Consider the following 10,306-nt stretch of genomic DNA (forward strand, 5'->3'; position numbering starts at 1 on the left):
ACTGAAACTGCGCTAAAGCATAACTCCATGGCTGGACTACTTTACTGAGTGTTGCACTTGATTTGACAATTTGGGAAATTAAAAACACATCAAAAAAGTCCAGCCAATGCTGGACTTTTTAATCAATACGCACTATATGATGAATAATCCCTAAACACCTAGCGCTAACCGGGCTTCTCGTGACATTCGCGCAATTGACCAGGCTGGCTCCCAGACTAAGTTAATCACAACTTCTTTAACTTCGGGTAAGTCGCCTAATGCTTCGGCGATGCCACTGGCTAGTTCATCGGTCAGTGGGCAACCCATGATAGTCAATGTCATCGTGACCCGTGCTTCGCCAATATCATTTAACGTCACGTCATAGATCAAACCGAGGTTAACAATATCAACGCCCAGTTCTGGATCAATCACCTTTTTTAAGGCTTCGATCGCCTTATCTTTAAATGCAGTTGTTTCTGCCATCGCGCTGGTCCTCCTCTTAGTTGGTCTTAACCAATTGAGCCTTCCATTTCAAAACTAATCAAGCGGTTCAATTCTACGGCATATTCCATTGGTAATTGCTTCGTAAAGGGTTCCACAAAGCCCATGATAATCATTTCGGTCGCCTTTTGTTCCGAAATACCCCGACTCATCAAGTAATAGAGTTGTTCTTCCGAAACTTTGGAGACTTTGGCTTCATGTTCCATCGAGACATTACCATTCAAGATTTCGTTATATGGAATCGTATCACTAGACGATTGGTCATCCATAATGATCGTGTCACATTCCACGTGGGCGAACGATCCATCGGAATGCCGACCGAAACGCACCGTCCCACGATAATCAACCGCGCCGCCGTCTTTAGAGATCGACTTAGACACAATTGAGGAGGTCGTATTCTTAGCATTATGAATCATCCGCGCGCCATTATCTTGGTCCACGTTATGTCCCGCAACTGCGATGGACAACATGGTGCCGTGCGCGCCTTCCCCATCCAGATAAACAGATGGGTATTTCATCGTAATCTTAGAGCCTAAGTTACCATCGACCCACTCCATCGTGGCATTGGCCATAGCTTGGGCACGCTTCGTTTCCAAGCTGTACACATTATTAGACCAGTTTTGAATCGTGGTGTAGCGACAAGTGGCATTGTCTTCAACAAAGACTTCCACCACCGCCGCATGCAGACTATCCGAATCATAGCTTGGCGCCGTACAGCCTTCCACGTAGTTCACGCTGGCACCATCATCGACAATGATTAGCGTCCGTTCGAACTGCCCGGTATTTTCCGCGTTAATTCGGAAGTAGGATTGAATTGGCGTGGTAACTTTAACGCCCTTAGGCACGTAAATAAACGAGCCGCCGGACCAGACCGCCGCATTCAAAGCCGCGTATTTGTTGGAATCGGGATGAACCAGCTTACCGAACCACTTCTTAAAGAGTTCGGGATATTGCTTCAAGGCCGTATCAGTATCCGTAAAGATAATCCCCGTCTTATCAAAGGTTTCTTGCATCCGATGATAGACCACTTCGGATTCATATTGAGCACTCGACCCAGCTAGGTATTTCCGTTCTGCTTGAGGAACCCCTAACCGATCAAAGGTTTCTTTAATCTTGGGCGGCACATCATCCCAGTTCCGATACTTCTTATCCGTCGCCTTTTGGAAGTACTTCATATGTTCCATGTCCAGTCCGGACAAATCAGGTCCAAACTTTGGCATCGGCATCTTTTTGTAGATTTCATAGGCTTTTAACCGGTAATCGAGCATCCATTGCGGTTCGTGCTTTTCAGCCGAAATTTCACGGACAATCTCCTCGGTTAAACCTTCACCAGTTGAATAAACCGGCGTCACATCATCATGGAACCCATATTCATAATTTTGATTATCAGTAACAACTTCATTAACTTTCTTGCTCATTTGGGGTCCCCTCCAAGCTCATCTAATAATTGGTCAGCCGCATGCCAAGCCAGCATCGCACAGCGAATACGGGTTGGAAATTCCGCAACCGCCCCTAAAACGGCCGCATCGCCTAATTGGGTCTTAGCTGTGGCATCGATCTCATCACCCATCACTAACTGTGAAAAGTCATGAATCAACGTTTTCGCCTGCGCTGGAGATTGCTTGGCTAGCACATCGGTCATCACACTCGCCGAAGCTTGTGAGATCGTACACCCGGTCCCACTAAAGGCGATTTGTTGGATCTGATCATCCTGAATATCCAATTGGACTTTAATCACGTCACCGCAAGTCGGATTGTTCAACGTCAACCCAGGCACATCTGGCAACTGGCCGTGATGATGCAGTTGTTGGGCATGTTCTAAGATCACGGCTTTGTATAATTCACCTAATTTTAGCAAACTCATGATTGAAAGAACTCCTTTACTTCGGCTAAGGCCGTTAGTAAGCGGTCAATCTCTGCGGGCGTGTTATAAAACATGACGCTCGCCCGCACTGTGGCACTCGTTTGCAAATATGCCATCAACGGTTGGGCACAATGATGGCCGGCTCGTACTTCAACGCCGGCCATATCTAGGCCAGTTGCGACATCATGCGGATGAACACCGTTTAAGTTAAACGCCACTACCGGACCATGCAAGGCTAAGTCATGGGGGCCATAAACGGTGACCCCGTCCATTTTCAGTAACCCATTCAATAACCGTTCCGTTAATTGGGCTTCTTGGGCTTCAATAGTTGACCAGCCGACTTGTTGCAAGTAAGTGATGGCGGCCCCGAGACCAATCACGCCACTAATATTGGGCGTGCCGGCTTCAAACCGTTGCGGAATCGCCGCGAAGGTCGTCGTCTGCTGCGTGACGTTATCGATCATTTCGCCACCAAATTCAGCCGGCGTTAATTGCTCAAGTAAGTCTAACTTGCCATATAGCACGCCAATGCCAGTCGGTGCTAACATCTTATGCCCCGAAAAGGCATAAAAGTCAGCGTCCAGCGCTTGGACATCGACTGGATGATGCGCAACTGCTTGGGCGCCATCGACCACGATAATGGCCCCATTTTGATGGGCTAAGGCAGCTAAGGCTTTGATGGGATTCGTCACCCCTAAGACATTCGACGTTTCAGCGACCGCGACTAATTTGGTCTTAGCCGTAATCAGGCGCTTAGCCGCGTCCATATCAAGCTGACCATCACTGGTTAACCCAATGTAGCGTAATTTTGCGTGTTTGCGAATGGCCAATTGTTGCCACGGCACCAAGTTACTATGGTGTTCCATCACCGTCAAGACGATTTCATCTTGCGGGCCGATAAACTGTTCACCATAAGTCTGAGCCACCCAATTCAAGCTTTCAGTCGTTGAGCGCGTAAAGAAGACCGTTTCACGCTGTGGCGCGTTGATGAAGGCCGTCACTTGATCTCGAACCGCTTCATATTGATCAGTTGCTTGCGCCGCCAGCGTATACACCCCGCGATGCACATTGGCATTATCATGTTGATAGTAAGCGACCAACGCATCAATCACTGCTTGCGGCTTTTGTGAGGTCGCGGCACTATCAAGATAGGTCAACGGTTCCCCATTAATCCTTGTATTTAAAATCGGGAAATCCGCGCGATAATTAGTCATTGCCATCGGTTAATCGCCTCTCAATCAGTGCGTTCAATTCGTGTCGCAGTCGTTGTGACCGTAATTCAGTAATGACACCAGCCAAGAAGCCCCGAATAACTAAACGTTCCGCTTCTGGCTTGGGAATCCCACGACTCAACAAATAATACATCTGTTGTTCATCGACACGACCAACACTGGCCGCATGTCCGGCTTCAACGTCATTTTCATCAATTAATAAGATGGGATCAGCGTCGCCCCGGGCTTTTGATGAAAGCATCAACAACCGGTTTTCTTGATCCGCTTTGGCCCCATGCGCCCCCTTGATAATATGACCGATGCCGTTAAAGATTAACGTCGCAGCATCGAGGATAATCCCTCGTTGCACAATATTAGCGACCGTCTTCTTACCATAGTTGGTGACCCGAGTGTCCAGGCCCTGGGTTTGTTCACGGTTAGCAATCGCAATCGTCTTGACCATCGCTTCAGAGCCACGTCCCTTAAGTTCTGAATCAAAATCAGCAATCACGTCACCGGCATTCATTTCCGCTAACTCCCAATCCAGCTTTGCATCGTTGGCTAAGTAGCCGCGCCGATTCAAGTAAGCAGTCGTCCGGCAATCCAACGTATCGATCCCGGCAAAGTTCACTTGACTGTTGGCTTCGGCCACGACTTCAACTAACACGTGTGCCGCATTCGCTTGGTCACCGACCGACGCTAAGCGTTGAATCACATTGACTTGACTGTTCGTATCTGCAATCAATAAGTTGTGACTAAAGTAGTTCTGTTGCGTGCGATTATCAACGACTTGTAAAATTTCAATTGGCGCTTTTAATTCGACGTTTTTAGGCACATACAGGAAGAAACCATTGGTCATCATCGCCGTATTTAAAGCAGTGAGCTTGTCATCACCTAGTTTTAACGCTTTTTGCATCAGGTAGGTTTGAACCAAGTCGCCATGATGCTGAATCGCCGAACGGAGATCGGATAAAATGACCCCCTGCTGCAATGCCTCGGCTGGTAACGTTAGTTGAATCGTCGAATCACCGACCGCATAAAACTGTTGAGTGGCCGCCGTCGCCGCTAGTTCACCCGTAACAGGTTCACTAACCGTTGCGGTTGGAGCCGTAAAGTTAAATAACGGCCAATCTTTATAACTAATCTTTTCAAATTTCGGTAATGGCAACTTAAAGTACGCCGCAACGGCTTGTTCGCGGAGCTTTAGCAGCCAATCCGGTTCATTTTGGGCATGAGCATACGCTTGCACACCCGCTAATAATGTTGTTGCATCCAAATTAGGCACCCCCACTATTCGACATCATCATCGGTCAACGGTACATCCAAACCCAGTTCATCCCGCAAGCCAGCATAGCCTTCAGCTTCCAAGGTGTTCGCTAACTGAGCATCACCAGTTTTGACGATCTTACCGTCCATCATGACATGCACATAATCAGGCACAATATAGTTCAGTAGCCGTTGATAATGGGTAATAATCAACGTCCCAAAGTCTGGACTAGCCATCGCATTAACCCCATGTGCCACCACTTGTAAGGCATCAATATCCAAGCCAGAGTCGATTTCATCTAAAATGGCGAATTTAGGTTGAATCATTAATAATTGCAAGATTTCATTACGTTTCTTTTCGCCACCAGAGAAGCCTTCGTTTAAGTAACGTTCAGCCATTGACGTCGACATATTCAGTTCCGCTAAATTCTTATCCAATAAAGCTAAGAAATCAGTCACTGAAATCTGATCATCTTTAGGGCGCCGCGCATTAATCGCTGCCCGTAAGAATTCAATGTTGGTGACCCCTTTAATTTCGGCGGGATATTGCATCGCTAAGAAGAGGCCAGCCCGTGCGCGTTCGTCGACCGACATCTTTAAAAGGTCAACCCCATCCAATAAGATTTGCCCACTAACAACATGATAAGCCGGATTACCCATAATCGTTTCGGATAACGTGGATTTACCAGTCCCGTTTGGCCCCATAATGGCATGGGTTTCACCAGTATTCAGCGTCAAGTTGACCCCTTTTAAAATCAGTCGTTCTTGTTCGTTTTCAGTAACTGAGACTTTTAAATCTTTAATGACTAGCGTTGACATTTTATCTTCCTCATTTCTGGCCGCCTAAGCTTGCTTGGTTCTGCCGCGGATTTATATGATTGCCACCGGTCATAACTAAAGTTGACGGCGCTTTCATACGTTAGTTCTAGTATACGATACGAAACCCGTTTCAGGTCAATTAAATGTCAGGAAAATACTTAAGATTCAAAAACATAGAAAAGTAATCGTTAGTGACTAACCGTTAACCCTAGTCGTTGCAAGCAATCAGCCGCCGTGCAGCCTGAGTTTGGTTGCACTTGTTTATTTAGATTCAAATGATTATTGAATTAAAATTGATTAATAAAGTGAATGACGGTCATACTCAGTTAGTCATTTGTGACATATTTAGTTTGATGGTCTTCACCACTGCGGTTGATACTAGTTGGCTTAGATTGCTACTTTGGTTGGATCTGCATCGGCTGGAACGTTGGGGGGTGCGCCTTGAAGTTACGGTTCGATCTCTAAAGCTAGAGGCTCCCCTCGACGCCACTGAGCGTTATCCAGCCCGCCCTGTGCTAATTTGATTAGTCACTGATTCAAATCATTAGCTTAACTGTTATTCACAATTAACCAAGCATGCACTGCTGCCCCAAACAGAACAGTAGCTCAATCACCCAATCTCAGTTTCTTTGCACAACAAAAAAAGCCGACACCCTGACGTGTCGACTCTTCAACCTAATTTACTTTACCACAATGTCGTAGTGGTTCCCGTATGTGCCCCGGTCATGCACTTTACCCATCCCGAGTGGTGTTTTAATCTTCGTTCCAAACTTCTTGTTGTTGGCTAAGATCAAGTAACCATCCTTGTCATAACCGTTCAACGTGTAAGTGCCATCAGATGTAAAACGTCCCATCCCATAAACACCAGAACCGTTTGGCGAATAGTATGTAAAGACCCGTTTATGCCAGTGAACCCGACCTTGCATCTTGAAGACGGATTTCGACATAACTGCATGCTTCGTAATATTAGCTTTAAAAAGTTTCTTAGCGGATTTCTTTTTCGTCGTCGCAGCGGCAACTGTATCGGTATGATTCATCTCCGAAACCAAGTTCGATACGCCAAACGCTAAAATTGTGGCAGTCGCAATTACCATAAGGATGTGTTTGAATTTTGTCATCTGTGATTAATTTCCCCTTTATTAAAATCCTGTTAACATTTCGTTTTACCAATTGACACTTAGTATACCGGTTCGGCGTTGCGAACCAGTAACACGCATGTTACAAAACCGTTACGAATTGTATAGACCGGTTAAAGTGGCACTATCAAGCTAAAAAAATAGCGTTAAATCACGATTTACTCGTCATTTAACACTAACTTGGTTACTGAATTAACTTGCAAGCGTCACTTCGAATGTGCTTATTTTTATCAAACTGACCCCTTTTTCTAAAGATAAATTCCTTAATCATCATCATTTAGAGTCGCAAGAATCGGTGCATATGTGCCTCAACAACTTGTCGTCTTGACCCCGTCAATAAGAAGAGCGTCATCGAATACCACCACTAGAATCCCCATACTTTGCCATTCTAACAAGTCTGGCTGACTCATCGTTTGAGTTCCTGACGCCATCATACTCAAACAGTCGGTCAACGTATGAATCATAATCGGTACGGCAAAACTCCCCGTATACAAATAACTCGCCGCCAGAAAGCTTCCCAATGCCATTGCAAAGACCATTTGCTCCAGCGTAGCGTTCACGGCTTGCCCAGCCAAAATATTAGTACTATGCCATAAGCCAAACAGTAAACTGCTCAAGCCAACCGCCCAGCCAATTTGATGTTTCGCGTGTCGAAACCGCCACAATAACAAGGATAAGATTCCGAATCGATATAGCCACTCTTCAGCGATTCCAGGTTCCAAGCCACTCAGAAACATTTTCCAAGATGGCGACTTCATCTCAATAGTATATCTGGTGAATAGTGTTGCTAAGCTATCCCCGCTTCCGAAGGCATTCCAAATCACAAAACCGAGTGCTAAAAGCCCAATCAACGTTAACACCCAACCGTTAGTCGACCGATTCAGCCGCCAAGTTGGTAGCTGAAAGCCCCAAGCCATCATCAATACCCCAAAAGCGGTCACAAAACCGAACGCGCCCAGGACCCCACTATTACCAACCATCGTAAAGCTAGCCGGAATGGCCGTCAATCCTGGTGTGATTAAGAACACTTCATGAGCACCGACCACCCCGCTAAAAACAACGGAAATCAACAACATAATCCGTCCAACTAAGGACCCAACTGGCCGGGTAACCACATAGCCAACTGGCACGAATAAGATCAACAAATACGTAAAACCAACCGCAATCAACCCTTGCTGATCTAAACGCGTCCAGTGACTCAGCATCCAGATCAGATTGCCTAACAATAACGGGAATACGCTAAATTGCAAAATCGTTTGCAAATAATGATTAAATCGCCGGAAATAAGACCAGCTTTTATCAGCCACGCCCTGTTCATAGACTGGCAACATGGCACTAAAAAACCAAAGTAATAACATAACGCCGAGTAGACTGCTCCCCAAACCATTCGCCAATAAACGAACCAATAACGCGCCGATTAACACAACTAATTGCGCCACGTACCAGCGACGCAACTGCCGGTCAACATCTGCCTGCATTAAAAAATCCCCCAATCTCATTATGAGTTAATCATAACAGATTGGGGGATTCGATGGTGCTGGTGATTTTGTTTGTTTAGGTTACGAGCCGAAACGTGTTCGGCCCGACTGCCCCCTCCGCTTGCTACGCTAGCCAACCATGTCAGAAAATCACTGACACAATTGCCTAGCTAGGCAATGCTCAGGGGCAACCCGTCGGACCTCACACTCTACACTCTAATACAAGTCCTGAACGCGTCCCTGTGTGGCTTCGTGAGCCAAATATTCATCATAAGTCGTATCGCCACGGTCAACGACACCCTTAGCACTGACTTCAACAATATGATCCGCAATCGTTTGGATAAATTCGTGGTCATGGGACGTGAAGACAATCGCGCCCTTAAAGTCAATTAAGCTGTCGTTTAAGGCCGTGATGGATTCCAAGTCCAAATGGTTCGTTGGGTCGTCTAATAATAAGACGTTGGCCCGGCTAAGCATCATCTTGGACAGCATCCCACGGACTTTTTCGCCCCCTGACAACACGTTGATCTTCCGGGTAACATCTTCACCGGAGAACAACATCTTGCCTAAGAAACCGCGCAAGAAAGTATTGTCACTCTCTTCCTTTGGTGCGTATTGACGTAACCAGTCGATAATCGTTAAATCCGCGTTAGTGAATTCATCGTTAATATCTCGTGGTAAGTACGTCCGTGACGTGGTTTGACCCCAAGTCACACTCCCAGAATCGGGTTCAATTGCGCCCGCAATAATTTGCATTAACGTGGTCGTGGCTAGATCGCTACGACTAATCAATGCAGTCTTTTCGTTGGGCCGTAACGTGAAGCTGATATTGTCTAAAATCTTCACGCCATCAATCGTCTTCGACACGTTTTCCACTTTAACCAAGTCATTTCCGATTTCACGATCCGGCGTGAACTTGATAAAAGGATATTTCCGTGACGATGGCTTGATGTCATCCAAAGTAATCTTTTCCAATTGCTTCTTCCGCGAAGTCGCTTGCTTAGACTTCGAGGCATTGGCACTAAACCGCGCCACGAATTCTTGCAATTCTTTGATTTGTTCCGTCTTCTTAGCATTTGCGTTGGCTTGGAGCTTAGCAGCTAATTGACTTGATTCCATCCAAAAATCATAGTTACCAACAAACAACGTGATCTTACCAAAGTCAACGTCACACATATGGGTACAAACTTGGTTCAAAAAGTGACGGTCATGAGAAACGACAATGACGGTCTTGTCATAGTCGGCTAAAAAGTTTTCCAACCAACTAATAGACTGCACATCTAACCCGTTGGTCGGTTCGTCCAAAAGTAAAACATCCGGATTACCAAATAATGCTTGGCCCAATAAGACTTTAACCTTTTGTGGCTCCGTCAATTCACTCATCTTTTGGTGTTGCATCGCTTCATCAATGCCTAAAGCTTGCAACATTTGGTCGGCTTCTGACTCCGCATTCCAGCCGTCCATTTCAGCAAAGTCACCTTCAAGTTCAGCAGCCCGAATCCCATCGGCGTCACTAAAATCAGGCTTAGCATACAAGGCATCTTTTTCTTTCATGATCTTGTACAACTTTTCATGGCCCTGAATGACTGTTGACAACACTTCTTCGTCTTCAAAGGCGAAATGGTTTTGGTTCAAACTAGACATCCGTTCATTGGGACCCATGGAGACGTTCCCTGAAGTTGGTTGGAGTTTACCTTCCAAAATTTTTAAAAAGGTCGACTTGCCGGCCCCGTTAGCACCAATGACGCCGTAGCAGTTGCCCGGCGTGAATTTTAGGTTCACATCATCATAGAGTTTGCGCGTTGAGAACTGCATACTGACATTATTTACGGTTAGCATTAATTTCCCTCATCTTTCCACTAAAAAAGCCAACTGACCCCATTCGGTCGGTTGACCATCCGATTTTCTTCCTAGATGCAGTGTAGCACGCTTGAAACCCTTTTGGCAACTAAAGCGGTGGCTAATTTTCTGAAAATACTAGGGTCCGTTTGAAAACTACTTAAGTAAAATACAAATTGAGGCAACGTATACTGCTGACAGAAAGACGTGCGC

At 45.9% G+C, this 10,306-nt stretch carries 9 protein-coding genes; all 9 read right to left on the bottom strand.

Going from position 1 to position 10,306, the window contains the following annotated elements:
- Nucleotides 1-150 precede the first annotated feature (150 nt).
- Complete coding sequence (locus FFM80_RS14030) at nt 151-462, bottom strand: metal-sulfur cluster assembly factor (RefSeq protein WP_137634941.1); 312 nt, start codon at nt 460-462, stop codon at nt 151-153.
- 26 nt (nt 463-488) lie between these two features.
- On the bottom strand, nt 489-1,898 hold the full coding sequence (sufB, locus tag FFM80_RS14035) for a Fe-S cluster assembly protein SufB (RefSeq protein ID WP_137634940.1): 1,410 nt from the start codon (nt 1,896-1,898) through the stop codon (nt 489-491).
- On the bottom strand, nt 1,895-2,344 hold the full coding sequence (gene sufU, locus FFM80_RS14040) for a Fe-S cluster assembly sulfur transfer protein SufU (RefSeq protein ID WP_137641374.1): 450 nt from the start codon (nt 2,342-2,344) through the stop codon (nt 1,895-1,897). The genes sufB and sufU overlap by 4 nt, the downstream gene beginning before the upstream one ends.
- Nucleotides 2,341-3,564 (bottom strand): aminotransferase class V-fold PLP-dependent enzyme, encoded by a 1,224-nt coding sequence (locus tag FFM80_RS14045; protein ID WP_137641375.1) that lies wholly within the window; start codon nt 3,562-3,564, stop codon nt 2,341-2,343. Before FFM80_RS14045 ends, sufU begins: the two co-directional genes overlap by 4 nt.
- Nucleotides 3,551-4,831 carry a Fe-S cluster assembly protein SufD gene (sufD, locus tag FFM80_RS14050; protein ID WP_223877380.1) on the bottom strand — a complete coding sequence of 427 codons (1,281 nt, stop codon included), beginning with the start codon at nt 4,829-4,831 and terminating at the stop codon, nt 3,551-3,553. Before sufD ends, FFM80_RS14045 begins: the two co-directional genes overlap by 14 nt.
- A gap of 14 nt (nt 4,832-4,845) precedes the next feature.
- Nucleotides 4,846-5,640, bottom strand: a complete 795-nt coding sequence (gene sufC / locus FFM80_RS14055) for a Fe-S cluster assembly ATPase SufC (RefSeq protein WP_137641376.1) — start codon at nt 5,638-5,640, stop codon at nt 4,846-4,848.
- Between the two features lie 680 nt (nt 5,641-6,320).
- Nucleotides 6,321-6,758, bottom strand: coding sequence for a hypothetical protein (locus tag FFM80_RS14060; RefSeq protein WP_137634936.1), 438 nt, complete (start codon nt 6,756-6,758; stop codon nt 6,321-6,323).
- 326 nt (nt 6,759-7,084) lie between these two features.
- Complete coding sequence (locus FFM80_RS14065) at nt 7,085-8,254, bottom strand: CPBP family intramembrane glutamic endopeptidase (protein ID WP_223877381.1); 1,170 nt, start codon at nt 8,252-8,254, stop codon at nt 7,085-7,087.
- A gap of 216 nt (nt 8,255-8,470) precedes the next feature.
- Nucleotides 8,471-10,093 carry an ABC-F family ATP-binding cassette domain-containing protein gene (locus FFM80_RS14070; protein ID WP_137641377.1) on the bottom strand — a complete coding sequence of 541 codons (1,623 nt, stop codon included), beginning with the start codon at nt 10,091-10,093 and terminating at the stop codon, nt 8,471-8,473.
- Nucleotides 10,094-10,306 lie beyond the last annotated feature (213 nt).

This window comes from Lactiplantibacillus dongliensis, from assembly GCF_005405105.1.
In the GTDB taxonomy this organism is placed as follows: domain Bacteria; phylum Bacillota; class Bacilli; order Lactobacillales; family Lactobacillaceae; genus Lactiplantibacillus; species Lactiplantibacillus dongliensis.

What these genes read in the sequence shown, in the direction of transcription:
- FFM80_RS14045 (WP_137641375.1), bottom strand. Translation starts at nt 3,564, where the DNA reads ATGGCAATGACTAATTATCGCGCGGATTTCCCGATTTTAAATACAAGG.
- FFM80_RS14070 (WP_137641377.1), bottom strand. Translation starts at nt 10,093, where the DNA reads ATGCTAACCGTAAATAATGTCAGTATGCAGTTCTCAACGCGCAAACTC.
- sufB (WP_137634940.1), bottom strand. Translation starts at nt 1,898, where the DNA reads ATGAGCAAGAAAGTTAATGAAGTTGTTACTGATAATCAAAATTATGAA.
- sufC (WP_137641376.1), bottom strand. Translation starts at nt 5,640, where the DNA reads ATGTCAACGCTAGTCATTAAAGATTTAAAAGTCTCAGTTACTGAAAAC.
- FFM80_RS14065 (WP_223877381.1), bottom strand. Translation starts at nt 8,254, where the DNA reads ATGCAGGCAGATGTTGACCGGCAGTTGCGTCGCTGGTACGTGGCGCAA.
- FFM80_RS14060 (WP_137634936.1), bottom strand. Translation starts at nt 6,758, where the DNA reads ATGACAAAATTCAAACACATCCTTATGGTAATTGCGACTGCCACAATT.
- sufU (WP_137641374.1), bottom strand. Translation starts at nt 2,344, where the DNA reads ATGAGTTTGCTAAAATTAGGTGAATTATACAAAGCCGTGATCTTAGAA.
- FFM80_RS14030 (WP_137634941.1), bottom strand. Translation starts at nt 462, where the DNA reads ATGGCAGAAACAACTGCATTTAAAGATAAGGCGATCGAAGCCTTAAAA.